We start from the raw sequence: 21747 nt of genomic DNA on the forward strand, positions 1-21747 counted from the left end.
GGTCCGGCGGGGTTCGGTGGGGGCGGGAGGCCGTCGCGGGGCGGTCCGCTTACGATGACAGGCACGGTTCCACGCCGTCATGCCGTCCCATGCCCCGTTCCCGGATAGGTTCGCGATGACTCACCTCACCGCCTCGCCCGCCGCCTCGGCCCTGCGCACCCTCGCCGAGGAGGGCGGCCACGAGAGCACCCTCAACGCCTACGCCATCGGCGGCGGCGCCCTCGCCGCCCTGCTGCTCCTCCTCTGGATCACCACGCGGCTCAACCGCGACCGCTAAGGTCGGCGCATGCGAGAGAAGATAGGCCCCGCCAAGCGGCGGCTGGGCGTGATGGGCGGGACGTTCGACCCGATCCACCACGGTCACCTGGTCGCCGCCAGCGAGGTGGCCGCGCGCTTCCACCTCGACGAGGTCGTCTTCGTGCCCACCGGGCAGCCGTGGCAGAAGGGGCACCGGTCCGTCTCCCCGGCCGAGGACCGCTATCTGATGACGGTGATCGCGACGGCGTCGAATCCGCAGTTCTCCGTCAGCCGGATCGACATCGACCGCGGCGGCAAGACGTACACGATCGACACCCTGCGGGATCTGCGGGCCGAACACGAGGACGCGGACCTGTTCTTCATCACCGGCGCCGACGCGCTGGCCCAGATCCTGGGCTGGCGCGACGCCGCCGAGCTCTTCTCGCTCGCGCACTTCATCGGCGTCACCCGGCCCGGTCACGTCCTCGCCGACCCCGGACTGCCGCAGGGCGGCGTCTCGCTGGTCGAGGTGCCCGCGCTGGCGATCTCCTCGACGGACTGCCGCGCACGGGTCGCCCACGGCGATCCCGTCTGGTATCTGGTGCCCGACGGGGTCGTGCGCTACATCAACAAGCGTGCGCTGTACCGGGACCTCACCGAACCCACACGCTGAGCGGGCTGAAGGGCGGCACTGTGAACGACCGACAGGATCCGTACGGGCAGGTCTACGGATACGACGAATACGGGCGCCCGCTGTACGCGCCCGCCCCCACCCAGCAGCAGGAGCAGCCCCAGCCCCAGTCCCCGGGGCAGGAGCAGCCGCGGGCCGGGTACGAGGGCTACGCGTACGACCCCTACGCCACCGGCCACCCCGACGCCTACCCCGCGCAGCCGCCGCAGCCACCCGTCACGGACGTCTACGCGGGTTACGGCTACGACCCGGGCACGGCCGGGCAGCCGGCTCCCGCGCCCGTGGCGGAGCCCGGCCCGGCGGAGCAGCCCGCGGCCGTGCCGCCGCCGAGACAGCCGCCGGACGACGGGTACCAGACCGAGCAGTTCTCCTTCGTCGACGAGCCGGACGAGGAGTCGCAGGACGTCATCGACTGGCTGAAGTTCACCGAGAGCCGCACCGAGCGCCGCGAGGAGGCCAAGCGGCGCGGCCGGAGCCGGCGCCGGCTGCTGATCGTGGTGCTGGTCCTGGCACTGCTCGGCGGCACCGGCTACCTGTGGGGCACCGACCGGCTGCCGTTCGTTTCCGGCTCCGGCGACGCGGGCGACGGCGCCACCGGTGCGGAGCGGCGTGACGTGATCGTGGTGCACCTGCGCCAGACCGACTCCGACGAGACCGCCACCGCCCTCCTCGTCGCCAACGAGACCGACCGGTCCGGCACCACGCTGCTGCTGCCCAACGAGCTGGCCGTGACCTCCGACGGCGGCCCCACGACGCTGGGCCAGGCCGTCGCCGACGAGGCCGCCGGCTCCGTGCGGGACGCCGTGGGCGGCCTGCTGGGCGCCGACATCAAGGGCACCTGGCGGCTGGACACCCCGTACCTGGAGATCCTGGTCGACCTGGTCGGCGGCATCACCGTGACCACCGACGCCGAGGTGCCGGCCGAGGAGGGCGAGGAGGGGAACGAGGACGCGGGCCCGCTGGTGCCGCTGGGCGAGGACGTCCTGCTCGACGGCCGGGCCGCCGCCGCGTACGCCACCCACCGCGCCGAGGACGAGCCGCAGAGCGCCCAGCTCGCCCGGTTCGGGCAGGTGATGGCGGCGGTGCTGGCGAAGATGCCGGACAGCGAGAGCGGCGCCATCCGCGTCGTGGAGGGGCTCGCGCAGATCACCGACCCCTCGCTGACCGAGCAGGAGCTCGGGGCCAGCCTCGCCCGGCTCGCCGGGTTCGCGCAGGCGGGCGACTACACCACCGAGGAGCTGCCCGTCGAGGAGGGCGGCACGATCAGCGACGCGACCGCGGAAGGGCTGGTCGCGGACGTGCTCGGCGGCACCGTCGACGACGCCGCCCCGGGCGCGGCGGCGCGCGTGGGCATCAGGGACGCGGGCAGCGGCGAGGAGGCGGCGGAGCAGGCCAGGGTCACCCTGCTCAACGGCGGCTTCAGCGTGACCGACAGCCGCGCGGCGGACGACCGGAGCGCGGAGTCGTCGGTGACGTACGCGGACGAGGCGCACCGGCAGACCGCGATCGAGGTGGCCAGGACGCTGGGGCTGCCCGAGGAGGCCGTCGTCCAGGGCGACAGCCCCGGCACCGCCGATGTGACGATCATCCTGGGCCAGGACTTTGGGGCGTGAGTGTCGGCACGGCGTGAGACCCTGGACAGCACGGACGGGCCCGCGCCCGCGACATCGAGGAGATTGCTGCACCTGTGACCGCCACGGACCGCGCCACCGAGCTGATCGAGGTAGCCGCCCAGGCCGCCGCCGACAAGCTCGCGCACGACATCATCGCCTACGACGTCAGCGACGTCCTGGCCATCACCGACGCCTTCCTGCTGGCCTCCGCGCCCAACGACCGCCAGGTCAAGTCGATCGTCGACGGCATCGAGGAGCGGCTGTCCAAGGAACTGGGCGTCAAGCCGGTCCGCCGGGAGGGCGAGCGCGAGGGCCGCTGGGTCCTGCTGGACTACGTGGACGTCGTGGTGCATGTGCAGCACGCGGAGGAGCGGGTGTTCTACGCGCTGGAGCGGCTGTGGAAGGACTGCCCGCTGCTGGAGCTGCCGCCGGACGCCGAGGCCACCCGGGGCCGGGCCGCCGCCGCGGACGCCGGTGAGCCGGGCGAGGGCGGTGAGGGCAGCTGAGCGGCGCCGACGGCCTCCGCCGGATCGTGCTGTGGCGGCACGGCCAGACGGCGTGGAACCTGGAGAACAGGTTCCAGGGCACCACGGACATCGAGCTGACCGAGGTGGGCCGGGCGCAGGCGCGCCGCGCCGCCGGGCTGCTGGCCCGCCTCGACCCGTTCGCGATCATCTCCTCCGACCTGCGGCGCACGCGGGACACGGCCGCCGAGCTGGCCGCCGTGACCGGCCTCCACGTCACCTACGACGAGGCGCTGCGGGAGACGTACGCCGGCGCCTGGCAGGGCCTGACGCACGAGGAGATCATGGCCCGCTACGGCGACGAGTACGCGGCGTGGAAGCGCGGCGAGCCGGTGCGGCGCGGGGGCGGCGAGCTGGAGACGGAGGTCGCGGACCGCGCGGCGCCGCTGGTCGAGCGCGCCGCCGAGAAGCTGCCGCCGGGCCGGGTGCTGGTCGTGGTCAGTCACGGCGGCGCCATCCGCACCACCATCGGCCGGCTGCTCGGGCTGCCCCCGCAGAGCTGGGAGTCGCTGGGCGGGCTGTCCAACTGCTGCTGGTCGGTGCTGGGCGAGAGCGTCCGCGGCTGGCGCCTGCTGGAGCACAACGCGGGCTCCCTCCCCGAGCCCGTCATCGGCGACGACGTCTGACTCCCGGCCCCCCTCCCTCCCGGAGCCGCGCGGGTGACCCCCCGGCGCTCGGTGTGACGGCCGGGGCGGGCGTGGCGGCCGGGGCGCCGGACCGCCGGAAGGCCCGTTGAGCCCTGTGTATCGATCCCGTCTCCCTTCGTGCGGAGGCGGGATCACAAGGCTTATCGGCGGGCCCCCGCCGTGGCAGAATCGTCACGACGCCGGGAGCGGGACCTCCCGGTCGCGATCACCCGGCTCGACGGAGGGGTATGCCTCGTGTGCACGGCCCACAACCGAGGGTGGAGCTGATAGCGCATGGGTGCACACAGCAGGAAGTGCGACTGGTGCGGAGCCGGCACGCCCATCGTGCGCGACCTGCAACCGGTCAACGTGGCCTACCAGTACTGGTGCGTGGAGTGCGCGCGGGCGTTGATCATAAAGGGCGACCCGATCGAGGTGTACCGCGAACTGGAGGGCGAGCCGATCTACGGCCGGCTCCTGGACGAGCACTGCGCGCTGAAGCGTTTCTACTCGTTCGCCAGCGTCTGACCCCGCCGGGAACCGATTTGGCAAACGGGCCCGGGGGGCGTGTACAGTAGGCATCGCCGCCGAGGGGAAAGCCCGGAAGGGAAAGCCCGAGGCGGATCGGCAAGGGGCTATAGCTCAGTTGGTAGAGCGCTTGCATGGCATGCAAGAGGTCAGGAGTTCAATTCTCCTTAGCTCCACAGCCTGAAGCGGGCCGTCCATTCGGTGGGCGGCCCGCTCGTGTATTTCGGCGCGAGGGCCTTGCGGGGAGTGCGCTACCCTGTCGCCATGCGTGCCGTACGCCTTCTGCTTACGCGGCCGCGCTGACGAACGACGACCATGACGCCAGCGCGGCCATCCCCTCCTGCGTGAGGGGTTTTTTCATTGCGTGGCAGAGACGACCGATGGAGTGCCGAAGACGATGAGCGAGACACACAAGTACGACGCCGCCCTGGCCGCGGACATCGAGGCTCGCTGGCAGGACTACTGGGAGCGGCACGGCACGTACGAGACGCCCAACCCGTCCGGGGACCTGGCGGGCGACCCCGAGCGGGCGGCCCGGCCCAAGAAGTTCATCATGGACATGTTCCCGTACCCGTCGGGCGCGGGGCTGCACGTGGGGCATCCGCTGGGGTACATCGCGACCGACGTCTACGCCCGCTTCCAGCGGATGACCGGGCACAACGTCCTGCACGCCCTGGGCTTCGACGCCTTCGGGCTGCCCGCCGAGCAGTACGCGGTGCAGACCGGCACGCATCCGCGGGTCTCCACCGAGGCCAACATCAGGACGTACAAGGCGCAGTTGCGGCGGCTGGGCCTGGGCCACGACCAGCGGCGCTCGTTCGCCACCATCGACCCCGACTACTACCGCTGGACGCAGTGGATCTTCCTGCGCATCTTCAACTCCTGGTACGACCCGGACGCCGGGCGGGCGCGGCCCATCGAGGAGCTGGTCGCGCGGTTCGAGGCGGGCGAGCAGGCCACGCCGGACGGGCGGCCGTGGGGTGAGCTGACCGCCGCGGAGCGGGCCGACGTGCTGAGCGGGTACCGGCTGGCCTACGCCTCCGACTCCCCGGTCAACTGGTGTCCCGGCCTGGGCACCGTGCTGGCCAACGAGGAGGTGACGGCCGACGGCCGTTCCGAGCGCGGCAACTTCCCGGTGTTCAAGTCGAAGTTGCGGCAGTGGAACATGCGGATCACCGCCTACGCCGACCGGTTGCTGGACGGCCTGGACACCGTCGACTGGCCCGAGGCCATCAAGCTCCAGCAGCGGAACTGGATCGGCCGCTCCGAGGGAGCCCGGATCCACTTCCAGGTCGGTGAGAAGGGCGACGGCGGCACCGTCACCGTCTTCACCACCCGGCAGGACACGCTGTTCGGCGCCACCTACATGGTGCTGGCGCCCGAGCACCACCTGATCGACGCAGTCGTCCCGGCCGCCTGGCCGGAGGGCACGCACGCGGTGTGGACCGGCGGGCACGCCACCCCGGCCGAGGCGGTCGCGGCCTACCGCAAGCAGGCCGCCGCCAAGTCGGACGTGGAGCGGCAGGCGGAGGCGAAGGAGAAGACCGGCGTCTTCACCGGGGCGTTCGCCGTCAACCCGGTCAACGGCGAGCGGATTCCCGTCTTCATCGCGGACTACGTGCTGCTGGGCTACGGCACGGGCGCCATCATGGCCGTCCCGGCGCACGACAGCCGGGACTTCGCGTTCGCGCGGGCCTTCGAACTGCCCATGCGGTGCGTCGTGGAGCCCGCCGACGGGCGCGGCACGGACCCGGCGGAGTGGGCGGACGCGTTCGACGCCAAGGACGCGCGCGTCATCAACTCGGCGGGGGACGGGATCACGCTGGACGGGCTGACCGTCCCCGAGGCCAAGTCCCGGATGAACTCCTGGCTCCAGGAACGGGGTCTGGGCGAGGGCACCGTCAACTTCCGGCTGCGGGACTGGCTGTTCAGCCGCCAGCGGTACTGGGGGGAGCCGTTCCCCATCGTCTACGACGAGGACGGCGTGGCACACCCGCTGCCCGACGAGATGCTGCCGCTGGAACTGCCGGAGGTCGAGGACTACTCGCCGCGGACGTTCGACCCGGACGACGCCGACACGCAGCCGGAGACGCCGCTGTCGCGCAACGAGGAGTGGGTCAACGTCACGCTGGACCTGGGCGACGGGCCCAAGCGGTACCGGCGCGAGACCAACACCATGCCCAACTGGGCGGGTTCGTGCTGGTACCAACTGCGCTACCTGGACCCGCACAACGACGAGCGGCTGGTCGACCCCGAGATCGAGCGCTACTGGATGGGCCCGCGCGAGGGCATGCCCACCGGCGGTGTCGACCTGTACGTGGGCGGCTCGGAGCACGCCGTGCTGCACCTGCTGTACGCGCGGTTCTGGCAGAAGGTGCTGTTCGACCTGGGACACGTCTCGTCGGACGAGCCGTACCACAAGCTGTTCAACCAGGGCATGATCCAGGCGTACGTCTACCGGGACAGCCGCGGCTTCCCGGTGCCGGCGGCCGAGGTCGAGGAGCGGGACGGCACGTTCCTGTACCAGGGGCAGCCGGTCACCCGCGAACTGGGCAAGATCGGCAAGTCGCTGAAGAACGTGGTCGCGCCGGACGAGATCTTCGCCGCGTACGGCGCCGACACGCTGCGGCTGTACGAGATGGCGATGGGTCCGCTGGAGGTGTCGCGGCCCTGGGAGACCCGCGCGGTCGTCGGCCAGTTCCGGCTGCTGCAGCGGCTGTGGCGGAACGTGCTGGACGAGGCGACGGGCGAGGTCACGGTCGTCGGCGACGAGCCGGACGACGAGACGCTGCGCGCCATGCACAGGGCGATCGACGGCGTCACCCAGGACCTGGAGCAGTTGCGCTTCAACACCGCGATCGCCAAGATCACCGAGCTGAACAACCACGTCACCAAGCTGGCCCGGGTGCCGCGGGCGGCGGCGGAGACGCTGGTGCTGCTGATCGCGCCGCTGGCCCCGCACATCGCGGAGGAGCTGTGGGCGCGGCTGGGCCACGGGGAGAGCGTGACCCGGCAGGCGTTCCCGGTGGCCGACCCGGCGTACCTGGTGGCCGAGACCGTGACGTGCGTGGTGCAGGTCAGGGGGAAAATCCGGGCGCGGCTGGAGGTGCCGCCGGCGGTGACGGAGGCGGAGCTGGAGGCGCTGGCGCTGGCCGATCCGGGCGTGGTCGCGGCGCTGGGCGGGGCCGGGATCCGCAAGGTCATCGTGCGGGCGCCGAAGTTGGTCAACATTGTGCCCGCCTGATCGGCGTCCGGGGACCTACCCTGGGGATTCATGGAGATAGCTATCGCGTGGCTCGCGCTGTCCCTGGTGGTGCTCGGCGTCTTCGTGGCGATGGTGGTGCGCGGGGTGCGTGCCGTCAGACGGGGCGTCACCCGCGCGAAGCGGGAGGTGCGTCGCACGCTGACCGACGCGACGCTCGCGGCGCGGGCCGCCCAGCCGGGCGTGGTGGGCGAGATGGCGCGGATGCGGCGGGAGCTGCGGCTGTCGCTGGACAGCACGCGCGGCACGCTCGCCGCGGGCGTGGAGCGCGACCCGGCGCTGCGGGAGGCGCTGGCGCTGCTGGACCAGCTCGCCGCGCACGCGGAGCGGGTCGACGACGAGCTGGCCCTGCTGATGACGGCCGAGCCGGACCGGGCCCGCGCGGCGGCCCGCCTGCCGGACCTGCGGGTGCGGGCGGAGCGGATCCGTTCGTCGGCGGACTCGCTGCGCCGGGCCGCGCAGGACCGCGCGCGTCACGACGACACGGCGGGCGTGGACGCCCTGCACCAGCAGATCGCGCTGGAGGCGAACGCGCTGCGGCACTGGTCGCCGGTGCCCGGGCAGGTCACCGGCGACCGGGCGACCGGGCCGGCGACGGAGCGGGCCACCGAGCGCAGGGCGGTCGAGGACGGGGACTGAGCGCGGGCGGAGGCGCATCGGGCCGGTGCTCTGCCGGGCTCCCCGGACGCCTCCGCTAGTCTCCGTTGTATGTCCCGCTCTCTCGCCATCGTCACCGATTCCACGGCCTACCTGCCGCGGGCGGCGATCGAGAGCCACGCGATCACGGTGGTGCCGCTGACGGTGGTGCTCGGCCGAGAGGCGCTGGAGGACGGCACCGAGGAGGCCGGGCGGCGGCTGGAGCAGGCGCTGCGGCAGCGGCAGCCGGTGACGACGTCCCGGCCCGGGCCGTCGATGTTCGCCGCGGCCTACCGGGCGGCGGCCGACGCGGGCGCGACGGGCATCGTCTCGCTGCACCTGTCGTCGGAGATCTCCGGCACCTATGACGCGGCGGTGGTCGCGGCCCGCGAGGCGCCGGTGCCGGTGCGGGTGGTGGACAGCGGGATGGTCGCGATGGCGCTGGGCTTCGCGGTGCTGGCGGCGGCCGAGGTCGCGGCGGTCGGCGGCACTCTGGACGAGGCGGTGGCGGGCGCGGTGAAGCGGGCCGAGGCGACCCGCGCGTACTTCTATGTCGACACCCTGGAACATCTGCGGCGCGGCGGCCGGATCGGAGCCGCGCAGGCGCTGCTCGGCTCGGCGCTCTCGGTGAAGCCCCTGCTCGAACTGACCGAGGGACGCATCGAGGTGCGGGAGAAGGTCCGCACCGCGAGCAGGGCCATCGCGCGTCTGGAGGAGCTGGCGGCCGACCACGCGGCGGCCGGACCGGTCGATGTCGCGGTGCACCATGTGGCGGCGGCGGAACGGGCCGGGCAGTTGGCCGAGCGGCTCGGCCGCCGCCTGCCGGGGCTCGCCGAGCTGCACGTCAGCGAGGTGGGCGCGGTGCTGGGGGCGCACACCGGGCCCGGACTGCTGGGCGTGGTCGTCTCGCCGCGGTGAGCGGCCGTCCGGCGTGAGACGGAGCCGGGCGGGCGGGCCGGCCGCCGCGTCGGCGGCCGGCCCTCGCGCTCAGCCTTCGCGCTCGGCCCGCGCGGGGGTCCGCTCCCGCAGGGTCCGGGCGGGCAGCCGGTGGCGTGCCACCTCCGCCAGCCGCGTCGGCCCGGCCAGGTCCGCCACGACGACCAGCTCGCCGTCGGCCGCGCGGATCCAGACGTCGCGACCCGCCACGCTCGGCGGCAGCGGGTAGCGCCGCGCGCCGTAGGCGATGGCGCGGTCGCCGTTCACCGTGCGCCGACGGCCGAGGGCCAGCGCGCACGGCTCGGACGGCAGCGGATTGAGGCGGCGGCGCTCCATCGTGATCCGCTCGTTCCCGGTGTTGACCCGCTCGGTGAACAGCGCGCACGCCGAGCGCAGCGCGGCGAACGAGGTGTAGCGCTGGCGCAGGTCGGTGCCGATGGGCACCAGGTCGCCCGGCGCGATCCGGATCTCCGCCCACCTGCCGTCGCCCATGGAGTCCGGTGTGTACGGCACGCGGGCCCGGGCCTGCGCGCCGTAGTGCAGGCCGACCTCCGTGAGGTCGGAGTGGCGGATGCCCGCACCGGCGCCGGGGGCCGTCAGCAGGTGTGCCGGGACGCCGCCGACCGCGCGCAGCGCGGTGTCCAGGCAGCACACCAGCGACGGGAGCGTGCGGTCCCACGAGGGGAGCACGACGCGGAACCGCGACCAGGGCAGCCAGGCATGGAACAGCGAGGTCCGGCGCGGCTGTCCGTCCGGGCCGGGCACCGTGGGGCCCTGGGTCCAGCGGAACTCCAGCCACAGGCCGGGCTCGGGCACCCACGGCCGGTACGTGCGGCGGACCCCGGCGCGCCAGCGGGCCTTGGCCTCGGCCACCAGGCGCCGGGTGGTGCGGTCGGTGCCGTCGTAGCCCAGGCTCACCAGGCGCTCATGGGCGCGGGCCGCGCTCAGGCGCCCCTGGGAGCGGTCGACCCACTCCTCGACCTTCTCCACGTACATGTCGGTGAGCCGGGGGCGGCGGATCGGGGCGGCCACCGGGCGACCGGTGTCGCGGGCCGCCACGTAGCGGCGGACGGTCTTCGGGTCGCACCCGACCATCTTCGCCGCCGCGTGGGCGCACTGGGTGGCGTCGTAGGCCACCAGAATCTGGATGACTTCCTCGGCGGACTTCTTCACGGCGCCTCCACGGTGACGGGGCGGTACGCCGGATTTTCGCGGGATATGAACATCGAGGTGCTCTCAGTCCTGCTGTCTCGGGCTGACGGTGATCGGAGCGCACGCGCGAGGAGCGCGCGGCGCCGCGTCAGCCGGGCAGCGCGAGGACCCCGTGCGCGCGGTCGCGCAGCGGACAGTCCGGCCCCGAGGGGGACTCGTCCGTACCGGAGAGCAGGGGGTGACCGACGGGCAGTAAGGGCGGCTGGTCGACACCGCGCGGCGTCGGGTCGCAGAGGCTGCGCCCGAGGTCCTTCGTGTGGTGCCGGGGCGGGAACGGCGACGGGCCGCCGTCGCCGCGGGCCGCGTCGTCCTGCCCGTCCGTCGCCCGGGGCGGCGGGGGCACGGACGCGGGCCGCTCGGCCTCGGGCGACGGCGCGGGCAGGGGCGCGGTGTGGGGCACCGGCGGCCCGAAGCCGGACCCCCCGGGCCGGGCCTGCTGCCCGGCGTCCGCGGGGGCCGCCCGGTCGTGGCCGCCCGGGGCAACACCGGCGCCGCTGTCCCCGGCACGGCCGCCGTTGTGCGCGGGGCCCCGCCACCCGGGCGGGGGGGCGTGCGGCAGGGAGATGCGCACCGACGGCAGGGCGATGGTGAGGCCCGGGACCACGGGCGGGAGCGCCCGTGGTGCGGAACCGGCCGCGTCGGCCATGCCCGTCAGTCCGGCGACGGACGAAGCGCCCGATGCGCGGGCGGCACGGGCCTCGTCCGAGACCTGCCGCGGTGCCTGGGCGGGGGGTTCGTCGGCGGCGCTCCGGGCCGCCTGCGGTGCCTGGGCGGGGACCGGCTCGGGGGCCGGGTCCGTCCTCGGCGCCGCCTGCGGTGCCTGTGGTGCCTCCGCGGCGTCCGTGGTCCCCGGTGCCGGGGGCGTCTCCGCCGCTTCGGTGGCGCGCGGTGCCGGAGCCGTCTGTGCCGCGTCCGTGGCCTGGGGCGTGCGCGTGGCGTCCGCGGGCCGGGGAGTGGCGGGCACGTCCCGCACCGCGACCGGGTCGGGGAGCAGGCCGCCGGACTCCTCGGCATGCGCGGATCCGGCGAACAGAAGGCCGAGGAACAGGGCCGCGCCGAACAGCAGCACCACCATGAGGGCACGCCGCACCGCCGTGGGGCACCGGTCTCCGGTGCCGGGGCGGACGGCGTGCGTGCTCATGGTGCGATCCTCTGCCCTTGGCCAAGGGCCGCACAAGTCCTGTCGCAGAGGTCCACTCACCTCAGTGACGAAGTTTTCCACAGTCCTTTGGTTGTCCACAGATTCGGCCGTGGACCCCCATCGGGGCCGGGCGGCCCCCTAGCGTCAACGGCCATGGAGACAAAGCGAGTACGCAGGCAGGGAGCCGGGCGTGCCCCGGCCGGACGGGGGCCCGGGCGTCGGCCCGTGCGCGCCCGCGAGGCGCGGGCGGCGGTGACGCGGACGCGGGCCGCGGTGCTCTTCCCGGCGGGGCTGACGTGGACGACGGGAGAGCTGACCGCGACGGCGATCGCACCTCCGGCGGCGCCCGCACCTCCGGCGGCGGTGCGGGCGCCCGAGGCCGGACCCCCTCCCCCGGACGCGGCGGCGCCGGACGCTCCCGTCGCGCGGCTGTCGCCGTGGCGGCGGGTGCGGCTGGCGGTGGGGGAGCGGCTGCCGCCGTGGGTCGGGTCGCGGTGCGGGATGGAGACGCGGACGCTGGCCGCGCTGTCCCTGGTGCTGCTGGCGGCGGCCGTGTTCGCCGTCCACCACTACTGGACCGGCCGACCCGGGCCGGTGGCCGTCGCGGAGCGGGAGGTGCCCGCCGCGGTCGCGTCGCCCGCCGCGTCGCCGTCGCCGGGCGCCGCCGCCGAGGTGGTGGTCGACGTCGCGGGCGAGGTCCGCGAGCCCGGCCTCTACACGCTGCCCGCCGGGGCGCGGGTGGCGGACGCGATCGAGGCGGCGGGCGGCGGCGAGCCGGGCGCGGAGACCGGCGGGCTCAACCGGGCCCGGCCGCTGGTCGACGGCGAGCAGATCCTGCTCGGCGCCGGGGCGGGCACGGCGCCCGGCCCCGGCACCGCGATGGGCACCCCGGCGGGCAGCGGCGTGGTCAGTCTCAACTCGGCCACGGCCGAGCAGTTGCAGACGCTGCCCGGCATCGGGCCGGTGCTGGCGGAGCACATCGTCGGCTATCGCCAGGAGGTCGGTGGCTTCACCTCGATCGACCAGCTGAGCGAGGTCTCCGGGATCGGGCAGCGCAGGCTGGCCGACATCAGGGACCGTGTCAGCCTCTGACGGGCCGGGGGCCGGGCGACGCCATCCGGTGCACGCCGCCTCGGGCCACCGGCTGGGCGCGGCCCACCCGGGGCGGGAGCTGCCCGGGGACCTGCGGCTGGTGCCGCCCGCCGCGGGGGCCTGGGGGGCGGCGGCTCTGGCGCTGGGCGCGCCCGCGCGCGTCACCGCCGGCTGCGTGGCCCTCTGCCTGCTCGCCGCGGCGGTCGTCCTGCGCCGGGCGCGGCGCCCGGCCGGGGCGTCCCGGCCCGCGCGGCCGGTGGCGGTGGCGTTCGCCATGGTCCTGCTGTGCGCGGCGGCGGGTGCCGCGGCGGCCGGGCTGCACCGGGCGGGGGTGCGCGGCGGGCCGCTGCCGGAGCTGGTCGGGCAGCGGGTGACCGCCGAGGTGACGCTGACCGGCGACCCCAGGGCCACCGGGGCGCGGCCGGGCGGTGCGCCGGGGCCGGTGGTGCTGGCGGCCGAGGCGACCCGCGTCCGGGCCGGGGGCGCCGAGCGGGCCGTCCGCAGCCCGGTGCTGCTGGTGGTCGAGGCCGAACGGCCGGAGGGGTGGCGGGAGTTGCTGCCGTCGGCCCGGCTGCGGGTCCGGGCGGAGGTCGTGCCGCCGCTGCCGGGCCGCGAGGTGGAGGTGACCGCCGTCCTGCGGCTCGGGGCGGCCGGGCCGCCCGGGGTGATCGGGGGGCCCGGCGCGCCGCAGCGGATCGCCGGGGCGCTGCGGGCCGGGCTCCGGGAGGCGGCCTCCGGGCTGCCCGGCGACGCCCGGGCGCTGCTGCCCGCCCTGGTCGTCGGCGACGACTCGGGCCTCCCGCCCGAGCTGGCCGAGGCCGTGCAGGCGACGGGGCTGACCCACGCCATCGTGGTCAGCGGCAGTCATCTCGCGATCGTGCTGGCCGTGCTGACCGGCGCCCCGGGCACCGCGTCCCGGGCCGAGCGGGGCGGGCTGGCCGGGCGGCTGGGCCTGCCGTTGCGCGCCACGGCGGTGGTGGGCGGCGGGCTGATCCTGGCGTTCCTCCTGGTGTGCCGGCCGGGGCCCAGCGTGCTGCGGGCGGCGGTGTGCGGCGGCATCGCGCTGCTGGCGATCGCCACCGGGCGGCGCCGTTCGCTGCTGCCCGCCCTGGCCGCCGCGGCGCTGCTGCTGGTGCTGTACGACCCGGCCCTGTCGCGCTCGTTCGGCTTCCTGCTGTCCGTGCTGGCCACGGGCGCCCTGCTCACGCTCGCGCCGCGCTGGAGCCTGGCGCTGCGGCGGCGCGGGGTGCCCGCGCGGCTCGCCGAGGGGCTGGCGGTGGCGGCGGCGGCCCACGCGGTGTGCGCGCCGGTCGTCACCGTCTTCGCCGCCGGGGTCAGCGTCGTGGCCGTCCCGTGCAATCTGTTGGCGGAGCCCGCCGTGGCGCCCGTCGTGGTGCTGGGGTGGCTCGCCCTGGTCGTGGCGCCGGTGTCGATACCGGTCGCCACCGCCCTGGTGTGGGTGGCGAGTTGGCCGACGCGCTGGATCGCCGCCGTGGCCAGGACCGGCGCAGGGCTGCCCGGGGCCGAGCTGGACTGGCCCGGCGGCTGGTGGGGCGCGGCGCTGCTGCTCGTGGCCGGGCCGGCCGTGCTCGCGCTGGTGCGGCGCCTGCCGGGACGCCCCTGGCTGTCGGCGCTGTGCGTGCTCCTGGTCCTGCTGGCGGTCCTGCGCCCGCCGCCGCTGACGCGGATCCTCACGGGCTGGCCGCCGCCCGGCTGGCGGCTGGTCGTCTGCGACGTGGGGCAGGGGGACGCGCTGGTGCTGTCCGCCGGGGACGGGCAGGCGGTGGTGGTGGACGCCGGGCCGGAGCCGGAGCCGGTGGACCGCTGCCTGCGGGAGCTGGGCGTGCGGCGGGTGCCGCTGCTGGTGCTGACCCACTTCCACGCCGACCACGTGGGCGGGCTGCCGGGGGTGCTGGAGGGCCGGGCGGTCGGCGCCATCCGGACGTCCGGTGTGCGGGACGTCCCGGAGCAGGCGGAGTTCGTCGAGCGGGTGGCGGCCCGCGCGGGCGTTCCGGTGGTGCCGGCCGTGCCGGGGGAGCGGGGCGGCGTGGGCGACGCGCTGAGCTGGGAGGTGCTGTGGCCGCCTGCGGGGGCGGCGGCGGCCGGGCTGGAGGCGAACGACGCGAGTGTGACGCTGCTGGTGCGGGCCGGCGGGCTGGCCGTGTTCCTGCCGGGCGACCTGGAGCCCCCGGCCCAGGAGCGGCTGCTCGCCGAGCGGTCCGGGCTGTCGGCCGTGGACGTGGTGAAGGTCGCCCACCACGGCTCGGCGGCGCAGCACCGGCCGCTGCTGGACCGGCTGCGGCCCCGGCTCGCGCTGATCTCCTGCGGCGCGGACAACACCTACGGCCACCCCGCCCCGGCCACCCTGGCGGCGCTGGAGGCGGTCGGCGCGGCGGTGCTCAGGACGGACACCCAGGGGGCGCTGGCCGTCACCGCGACGGCGGAGGGGCCGCGTGGGCACGCCCGGGAGTGACCCGCCGGGCGGCGGCCGGACGCCGGCGGAGGACGGGGGCCGTCCGCCGTCTCTCAGCCGGTTTCCAGCCAGCCGTCGTGCGCCTCGGCCAGCTCCGCGAGCGCGGCCGGGTCACAGCCGTCGGGCGGGGTGTCCAGCACCACCAGCCACTGGGCGTCCTCGGCGTCGTCCTCGCCCGCCAGGGCCTCCCGGACCGGCCGGGGCTCCTCCGGCAGGCCGAGCCGCTCCGCCACACGGGCCGCCACCGCCTCGGCGGCGTCGCGGTCCGGCAGCACCAGGATGTGTCGCGCGTCCGTCACCCCGCCATTCTGATCGGTGTCGGCGGCGCGTGGGATGCTGGGGCGCATGGTAGCCAGAACGACCAGCGCGGACGACCTCCTCGGCCCCGTCACCCTCGCCGTCGGCCAGGAGGACCTGCTGCTCGACCGGGCCGTGCGGGACGTGGTCGCCGCCGCGCGGGCCGCCGACGCCGACACCGACGTCCGGGACCTGGCCCCGGGCGAGCTCCAGCCGGGCACGCTCGCCGAGATCACCAGCCCGTCGCTGTTCGCCGAGCGCAAGGTCGTGATCGTCCGGCAGGCGCACGACCTGTCGGCGGACACGGTGAAGGACGTCAAGGCGTATCTCACGGCGCCCGTCGAGGACATCACGCTCGTCCTGCTGCACGCGGGCGGCGCCAAGGGCAAGGGGCTCCTCGACGCCGCCCGCAAGGCCGGCGCCCGGGAGGTCGCCTGCCCCAAGATGACCAAGCCGGCCGACCGGCTGGCCTTCGTCCGGGCCGAGTTCCGCGCGGCCGGGCGCGGCGCCACGCCCGCCGCCTGCCAGGCGCTGGTCGACGCCATCGGCAGCGATCTGCGGGAGCTGGCCTCGGCCTGCGCCCAGCTCGCCGCGGACGTCGAGGGAGCCGTGGACGAGGAGGTCGTCGCCCGCTACTACACGGGCCGCGCCGAGGCGTCGAGCTTCACCGTCGCCGACCGCGCCGTCGAGGGCCGCACGGCCGAGGCGCTGGAGGCGCTGCGCTGGGCGCTGGCCACCGGCGTCGCGCCCGTGCTCGTCACCAGCGCCCTCGCCCAGGGCGTGCGGGCCATCGGCAAGCTCGCCTCGGCCCCCGGCGGCATGCGCCAGGCCGATCTGGCGCGCGAGCTGGGCATGCCGCCGTGGAAGATCGACCGCGTCCGCCAGCAGATGCGCGGCTGGTCGGCGGACGGGGTGGCGGTCGCGCTGCGCGCCGTCGCCGACGCCGACGCGGCGGTCAAGGGCGGCGGCGACGACCCGGCGTACGCGCTGGAGAAGGCCGTGGTCGCCATCGCGGGGGCGGCGCGCTCCCGTTGAGCCGTGGGCCGCGGGCCGTGCGCCGTTGGCCGTTGGCCTCGCGCCGCACCGGTCGCGTCACTCCTCCCGGAGCGCCGCCAGCGTGGCCTCGGTCGCGGCGATCAGGGTGTCCGTGACGCTCTCCCGGCTGGTCAGACCGGCGTGCCCGTCGCCGGAGATCAGTGAGTTCCACGTCACCGCGTACTCGAACCAGCCGTCGCGGACGGACAGGGTCACCCAGCTCAGGACCCCGCTGGCGGAGTCGGAGCCGTAGACGATGTACGCCTCCTCGCCCAGGTCGCCGATGGGCTCGGTCTCGTACGTGTAGTACGAGTAGTTCGGGTCGTCGTTGAACTGCGTGTAGGACTCGGCGTTGGCGGCGAACTCCCCGGACGGGTCGGTGCCCTTGTGCCAGGTGGTGTCGTAGGACACGTACACCAGCTCGTACTCGTCGGCCGGGGATCCGGCGGGCCTGAGGCTGAACTCGCAGTGCCCGAGGTCGAGATCGTCGCTGCGGAACGAGCGGGACGCCGGCTCCCCGTCGGGCGAGGGCTCGTAGTCGTCCTCGAAGGCCGTCATGTCGGCCCGGTCGCATAAGTCCTCGGTGAAGACGTAGCCCAGCTCGGGGCCGTCCGCGCCGCCGACCACCCCGGTGGCGAACAGCGCCCCGCCCCACGCGGCCGAGGCGATCAGCGCGCCGCCCAGTGCCCACAGCCAGCCCGGCGTCCCGCCGCGCGGGCGGTCGTCCCCCGGCCGGCCGGCCGAGGCGGGCATCAGCGGGCCGAAGCCGCCGCCCCCGCCTCCCGGTCCCCCGGGCCCGCCCGGACCCCGCGGTCCGCCGGTCCCGTAACCGGCGTACGGCGCGGGCCCGTACGGGCCTGACGGCCGCCCGCCGCCGGGCGGCGGGTAAGGAGAAGGGTTCGGCTGTCCCCCCGGCATCGGCATGGCGGTAACGTACCGCGTTCAGCGCGAAGGCCCCAGACCGCCGGGGAAGGGCGGAACGGGGCCTTGCCGCAGATGCGCGCCTGGTTCTGGTGGGCACCGCGCCCGCGTGGCGAACGTTGGGATCAGCGCGGTGCCGGAAGCGCACCGGCCGGAGCGGAGAGAGGGGCCGCGGGAACCGGACCGGTGGCGAGCGAGGCTCGGAAGAGGCTCAGCTCTGCAGGGCGTTGACCTGGGCGGCCAGCGCGGACTTCTTGTTGGCGGCGTTGTTCCGGTGCAGCACGCCCTTGCTCACGGCCTTGTCGAGCTTGCGGGCGGCCTCCCGGCGCGCGGCCTCGGCCTGCTCGTAGTCGCCGGTGGCCGCGGCCTCGCGGGCCCGGCGGACGGCGGTCTTGACCTCGGACTTGACGGCCTGGTTCCGCAGGCGGGCCTTCTCGTTCGTCTTGATCCGCTTGATCTGGGACTTGATGTTCGCCACGAATGAGCCTTCTCAGATTTTTGTGGAGAGGGTTGGGATGAAGAGGGCGTGTCCCGACAGGACACAGTGGGCCAGCGTACCAGCGGCCCCCGTCGTGCTCCCAATCCGGAGGACACCCGCCCGCATGGGACCATGGGGACGACCAAGCGACCCACAGCCATGACCCGACAGGATCCCCCGCGTGCCCGCGATCCCTTCGAACGCGCCGGAGCCGAGCCGCACCGACCCGGCTCTCCTCCGCAACTTCTGCATCATCGCGCACATCGACCACGGCAAGTCGACGCTCGCCGACCGGATGCTCCAGCTCACCGGCGTGGTCGAGCAGCGCCAGATGCGTGCCCAGTATCTCGACCGCATGGACATCGAGCGCGAGCGGGGCATCACCATCAAGTCCCAGGCCGTCCGGATGCCGTGGGGGGCCGGGGGCACGGCCCACGTGCTGAACATGATCGACACCCCCGGGCATGTCGACTTCACCTACGAGGTCTCCCGTTCGCTGGCCGCCTGCGAGGGATGCGTCCTGCTGGTCGACGCCGCCCAGGGGATCGAGGCCCAGACCCTCGCCAACCTCTACCTGGCGATGGAGAACGACCTCACGATCATCCCCGTGCTCAACAAGATCGACCTGCCCGCCGCCCAGCCGGACAAGTTCGCCGCCGAACTGGCCCACCTCATCGGCTGCGAGCCCGGCGACGTGCTGCGCGTCTCCGCCAAGACCGGCGAGGGCGTCGCGGAGCTGCTGGACGAGGTGGTCCGCCAGGTCCCCGCGCCGGTCGGCGAGGCGGACGCACCCGCCCGCGCGATGATCTTCGACTCGGTGTACGACGCGTACCGGGGCGTCGTGACCTACGTGAAGGTCGTCGACGGCCGGCTCGGCAAGCGCGAGCGCATCCAGATGATGTCCACCGGCGCGACCCACGAGCTGCTGGAGATCGGCGTCAGCTCCCCGGAGATGACCCCGGCCGACGGGCTCGCCGTCGGCGAGGTGGGCTACCTGATCACCGGCGTGAAGGACGTGCGCCAGTCCAAGGTCGGCGACACGATCACCCAGCAGCGCGGCGGCGCCACCGTGCCGCTCGGCGGCTACAAGGACCCCAAGCCCATGGTGTTCTCCGGGCTGTACCCGATCGACGGGTCCGACTACCCGGCGCTGCGCGACGCCCTGGAGAAGCTCCAGCTCAACGACGCCGCCCTGGTCTACGAGCCGGAGACCTCCGCGGCGCTCGGCTTCGGCTTCCGCGTCGGGTTCCTGGGCCTGCTGCACCTGGAGGTCATCCGGGAGCGGCTGGAGCGGGAGTTCGGCCTCGACCTGATCGCCACCGCGCCCAACGTGGTCTACCGGGTGACCATGGAGGACGGCTCGGAGCACACGGTGACCAACCCCAGCGAGTACCCGGACGGCAAGATCGCCGAGGTCCGCGAGCCCGTGGTGCGCGCCACCCTCATCGCCCCCAGCGAGTTCATCGGCGCGATCATGGAGCTGTGCCAGAACCGGCGCGGCTCCATGCAGGGCATGGACTACCTGTCCGAGGAGCGCGTCGAGCTGCGCTACACGCTGCCGCTGGCGGAGATCGTCTTCGACTTCTTCGACGCGCTGAAGTCCAAGACCCGCGGCTACGCCTCGCTGGACTACGAGCCGACCGGTGAGCAGGCCGCCGCCCTCGTCAAGGTGGACATCCTGCTGCACGGCGACAAGGTGGACGCGTTCTCCGCGATCGTGCACAAGGACAAGGCGTACGCGTACGGCGTCAAGATGGCTGCCAAGCTGCGGGAGCTGATCCCCAGGCAGCAGTTCGAGGTGCCCATCCAGGCCGCGATCGGCTCCCGGGTGATCGCCCGCGAGACCGTGCGCGCGATCCGCAAGGACGTGCTCTCCAAGTGCTACGGCGGCGACATCTCGCGGAAGCGGAAGCTGCTGGAGAAGCAGAAGGAGGGCAAGAAGCGCATGAAGATGGTCGGCCGCGTCGAGGTGCCCCAGGAGGCGTTCATCGCCGCCCTGTCCTCCGACTCGGACGGCGGAGGTGACGGGAAGAACAAGAAATAGTCACCCCCTTACAAACGGGCGCCCCCGGCCTTTACTCTGAACGCCAATCAATGGTTACTCGTGAGTTACCCCCGTTGCAGCGCGGCACCCGGAGGAAGAGTCGTGACCGAGAAGCAGTATTCGATCAACAACCGACCGCCGTCGGTGGCGCACCTGTTTCTGGAGCGGGTCGAGACCACACCGGACCGGACGGCGTTCCGGTACCCGGTGCCGTCCGGCGACGGCGGCCCTGACGAGTGGCGCTCCTGCACCTGGGCCGAGGCGGCCGAGCGGACCTTCGCCATCGCCGCCGGGCTGATGGATCTGGGCGTCCGCCCCGAGGACCGGGTCGCCATCGCCTCGGCCACGCGCGTGGACTGGATACTCGCCGACCTCGGCGTCATGTGCGCGGGCGCGGCCACGACCACCGTCTACCCGCAGACGAACGAGGACGAGACCGCGTTCATCCTGGCCGACTCCGGCTCCCGGGTGCTGATCGCCGAGGACGCGGCCCAGCTCGCCAAGGCCCGCGCGCAGCGCGACCGGCTGCCGGACCTGGCGCACGTCGTGGTCCTCGACACGGCCGACGCGGTGCGCGCCGAGGGCGACCCGGAGGGCTGGGTCCTCTCCCTGTCCGAGCTGGCCGAGCGCGGCGCGGCGTACCTGGAGAAGAACCCCGACTGCGTCCGGGAGACCGTGGCCGGGCTGCGCCCCGACCAGCTCGCGACGCTCATCTACACCTCCGGCACGACCGGGCGCCCCAAGGGCGTGCGGCTGGGCCAGGACACCTGGTCGTACATGGGGCTGGCCGTCCGGTCGATCGACCTGGTCGTGGAGGACGACGACCAGTACCTGTGGCTGCCGCTGGCCCACGTCTTCGGCAAGATGCTGCTCTCGGCGCACATCGTCATCGGGCACGTGATGTCCGTGGACGGCCGGGTGGACAAGATCATCGAGAACCTGCCCGTGGTGCGGCCGACCACGATGTGCGCGGTGCCGCGCATCTTCGAGCGCGTCTACAACGGTGTCGCGGCGAAGGCCAGGGCGGCGGGGGGCGCCAAGGCCAAGATCTTCGCGTGGGCCGCCGAGGTCGCCCGTGAGTACGCCCGGGTCTCGCAGGAGAACTTCCGGCGCACCGGCAAGGAGTCGGTGCCCGCGCGGCTCGCGGCCAAGCACGCGGTCGCGGACCGGCTCGTGTACAAGAAGCTGCGCGACGCCTTCGGCGGCCGGCTGCGCGGCTGCGTCTCCGGCTCCGCGGCGCTCGCCCCCGACATCGCGTACTTCTTCTGCGGCGCGGGCATCCCGATCCTGGAGGGCTACGGCCTCACCGAGTCGGCCGCGGCCAGCACCGTCAACCCGTGGCAGGGGTACCGCACCGGCACGATAGGCAAGCCGCTGCCGGGCAACGAGGTGCGGATCGCCGATGACGGCGAGATCCTGATGCGCGGCCCGGGGATCATGCAGGGCTACCACGGGCTGCCGGACAAGACGGCGGAGGTGCTGGAGCCGGACGGCTGGTTCCACACCGGGGACATCGGGGAGCTGTCGGACGACGGGTACCTGAGGATCACCGACCGGAAGAAGGACCTGTTCAAGACGGACGGCGGCAAGTACGTGGCGCCGACCGAGATCGAGGGCCGCTTCAAGGCGGTGTGCCCGTACGTGTCGTCGATGGTGGTCGTCGGCGCGGGCCGGAAGTTCTGCTCGGCGCTGATCGCGCTGGACAGCCAGGCGATCATGGCCTGGGCGGCGGAGAACGGCATCGCCGGGGAGTACGCCGAGGTGGTCGCGAACGGCAAGACGCGGCAGCTCATCGAGGGGTACATCGACGAGCTGAACTCGGGGCTCCAGCGGTGGCAGACGGTCAAGCAGTTCCAGCTTCTGCCGCGGGAGCTGGACGTCGAGCACGGTGACCTGACGCCGAGCCTGAAGCTGAAGCGGCCGGTGGTGGAGCGGGAGTTCGGGCACCTGATCGAGGAGATGTACAAGCCGGTGGCCTGAGCCGCAGGGTTTTCCCCCGCC

General features: G+C 74.3%; 19 protein-coding genes and 1 tRNA gene. 15 read left to right on the forward strand and 5 right to left on the reverse strand.

Annotation, left to right across the window (positions count from 1 at the left end; all coding sequences use genetic code 11):
- The first annotated feature begins 115 nt into the window (after nucleotides 1-115).
- The 10 genes from ACSNOC_RS20985 to ACSNOC_RS21030 all read left to right on the forward strand — a co-directional run bounded on the left by ACSNOC_RS20985 (nucleotide 116) and on the right by ACSNOC_RS21030 (nucleotide 9035).
- Nucleotides 116-277 carry a hypothetical protein gene (locus ACSNOC_RS20985; RefSeq protein ID WP_436749068.1) on the forward strand — a complete coding sequence of 54 codons (162 nt, stop codon included), beginning with the start codon at nucleotides 116-118 and terminating at the stop codon, nucleotides 275-277.
- 9 nt (nucleotides 278-286) lie between these two features.
- Nucleotides 287-910, forward strand: coding sequence for a nicotinate-nucleotide adenylyltransferase (gene nadD, locus ACSNOC_RS20990; protein WP_436749069.1), 624 nt, complete (start codon nucleotides 287-289; stop codon nucleotides 908-910).
- A 20-nt stretch (nucleotides 911-930) separates the two neighbouring features.
- Nucleotides 931-2541: an LCP family protein gene (locus tag ACSNOC_RS20995; protein WP_436749070.1), complete on the forward strand. Its 1611-nt coding sequence runs from the start codon at nucleotides 931-933 to the stop codon at nucleotides 2539-2541.
- 74 nt (nucleotides 2542-2615) lie between these two features.
- Nucleotides 2616-3047, forward strand: coding sequence for a ribosome silencing factor (rsfS, locus tag ACSNOC_RS21000; protein WP_436749071.1), 432 nt, complete (start codon nucleotides 2616-2618; stop codon nucleotides 3045-3047).
- A complete protein-coding gene (locus tag ACSNOC_RS21005) occupies nucleotides 3044-3691 on the forward strand; it encodes a histidine phosphatase family protein (RefSeq protein WP_436749085.1) in 648 nt (215 codons plus the stop codon). The genes rsfS and ACSNOC_RS21005 overlap by 4 nt, the downstream gene beginning before the upstream one ends.
- 294 nt (nucleotides 3692-3985) lie before the next feature.
- Nucleotides 3986-4219 (forward strand): hypothetical protein, encoded by a 234-nt coding sequence (locus ACSNOC_RS21010; protein ID WP_049575784.1) that lies wholly within the window; start codon nucleotides 3986-3988, stop codon nucleotides 4217-4219.
- Between the two features lie 103 nt (nucleotides 4220-4322).
- A tRNA-Ala gene (locus ACSNOC_RS21015) sits at nucleotides 4323-4395 on the forward strand.
- Between the two features lie 221 nt (nucleotides 4396-4616).
- Complete coding sequence (leuS, locus tag ACSNOC_RS21020; RefSeq protein WP_436749072.1) at nucleotides 4617-7463, forward strand: leucine--tRNA ligase; 2847 nt, start codon at nucleotides 4617-4619, stop codon at nucleotides 7461-7463.
- Nucleotides 7464-7493: 30 nt separating this feature from the next.
- Nucleotides 7494-8120, forward strand: coding sequence for a hypothetical protein (locus ACSNOC_RS21025; protein WP_436749073.1), 627 nt, complete (start codon nucleotides 7494-7496; stop codon nucleotides 8118-8120).
- Nucleotides 8121-8189: 69 nt separating this feature from the next.
- Complete coding sequence (locus tag ACSNOC_RS21030) at nucleotides 8190-9035, forward strand: DegV family protein (protein WP_436749074.1); 846 nt, start codon at nucleotides 8190-8192, stop codon at nucleotides 9033-9035.
- A gap of 69 nt (nucleotides 9036-9104) precedes the next feature.
- Here the strand turns inward: ACSNOC_RS21030 and ACSNOC_RS21035 are convergent, their stop codons facing one another.
- Both ACSNOC_RS21035 and ACSNOC_RS21040 read right to left on the reverse strand, forming a co-directional pair.
- Nucleotides 9105-10226 (reverse strand): IS21 family transposase, encoded by a 1122-nt coding sequence (locus tag ACSNOC_RS21035; protein ID WP_436749075.1) that lies wholly within the window; start codon nucleotides 10224-10226, stop codon nucleotides 9105-9107.
- Nucleotides 10227-10353: 127 nt separating this feature from the next.
- Complete coding sequence (locus ACSNOC_RS21040) at nucleotides 10354-11406, reverse strand: hypothetical protein (RefSeq protein WP_436749076.1); 1053 nt, start codon at nucleotides 11404-11406, stop codon at nucleotides 10354-10356.
- A 225-nt stretch (nucleotides 11407-11631) separates the two neighbouring features.
- Between ACSNOC_RS21040 and ACSNOC_RS21045 the strand changes: the two genes are divergently transcribed.
- Both ACSNOC_RS21045 and ACSNOC_RS21050 read left to right on the forward strand, forming a co-directional pair.
- Nucleotides 11632-12498: a helix-hairpin-helix domain-containing protein gene (locus tag ACSNOC_RS21045; RefSeq protein ID WP_436749077.1), complete on the forward strand. Its 867-nt coding sequence runs from the start codon at nucleotides 11632-11634 to the stop codon at nucleotides 12496-12498.
- Nucleotides 12485-14971 carry a ComEC/Rec2 family competence protein gene (locus ACSNOC_RS21050; protein ID WP_436749078.1) on the forward strand — a complete coding sequence of 829 codons (2487 nt, stop codon included), beginning with the start codon at nucleotides 12485-12487 and terminating at the stop codon, nucleotides 14969-14971. The genes ACSNOC_RS21045 and ACSNOC_RS21050 overlap by 14 nt, the downstream gene beginning before the upstream one ends.
- Before the next feature lie 53 nt (nucleotides 14972-15024).
- On the opposite strand, the gene ACSNOC_RS21055 is transcribed toward ACSNOC_RS21050, so the two are convergent.
- On the reverse strand, nucleotides 15025-15270 hold the full coding sequence (locus ACSNOC_RS21055; protein ID WP_436749079.1) for a hypothetical protein: 246 nt from the start codon (nucleotides 15268-15270) through the stop codon (nucleotides 15025-15027).
- A gap of 46 nt (nucleotides 15271-15316) precedes the next feature.
- On the opposite strand from ACSNOC_RS21055, the gene holA reads away from it, so the two are divergent.
- Nucleotides 15317-16303 (forward strand): DNA polymerase III subunit delta, encoded by a 987-nt coding sequence (gene holA / locus ACSNOC_RS21060; RefSeq protein WP_436749080.1) that lies wholly within the window; start codon nucleotides 15317-15319, stop codon nucleotides 16301-16303.
- 57 nt (nucleotides 16304-16360) lie between these two features.
- Here holA and ACSNOC_RS21065 read toward each other — a convergent pair whose 3' ends face one another.
- Both ACSNOC_RS21065 and rpsT read right to left on the reverse strand, forming a co-directional pair.
- Complete coding sequence (locus tag ACSNOC_RS21065; protein WP_436749081.1) at nucleotides 16361-17056, reverse strand: hypothetical protein; 696 nt, start codon at nucleotides 17054-17056, stop codon at nucleotides 16361-16363.
- A 379-nt stretch (nucleotides 17057-17435) separates the two neighbouring features.
- Nucleotides 17436-17702 (reverse strand): 30S ribosomal protein S20, encoded by a 267-nt coding sequence (rpsT, locus tag ACSNOC_RS21070; RefSeq protein WP_436749082.1) that lies wholly within the window; start codon nucleotides 17700-17702, stop codon nucleotides 17436-17438.
- 181 nt (nucleotides 17703-17883) lie between these two features.
- On the opposite strand from rpsT, the gene lepA reads away from it, so the two are divergent.
- Nucleotides 17884-19746, forward strand: a complete 1863-nt coding sequence (gene lepA, locus ACSNOC_RS21075; RefSeq protein ID WP_436749083.1) for a translation elongation factor 4 — start codon at nucleotides 17884-17886, stop codon at nucleotides 19744-19746.
- A gap of 102 nt (nucleotides 19747-19848) precedes the next feature.
- Nucleotides 19849-21726: an AMP-dependent synthetase/ligase gene (locus ACSNOC_RS21080; protein ID WP_436749084.1), complete on the forward strand. Its 1878-nt coding sequence runs from the start codon at nucleotides 19849-19851 to the stop codon at nucleotides 21724-21726.
- The last annotated feature ends 21 nt before the right edge of the window (nucleotides 21727-21747 follow it).

This window comes from Streptomyces sp. URMC 129, assembly GCF_051386415.1.
Classification (GTDB): Bacteria; Actinomycetota; Actinomycetes; order Streptomycetales; family Streptomycetaceae; genus Streptomyces.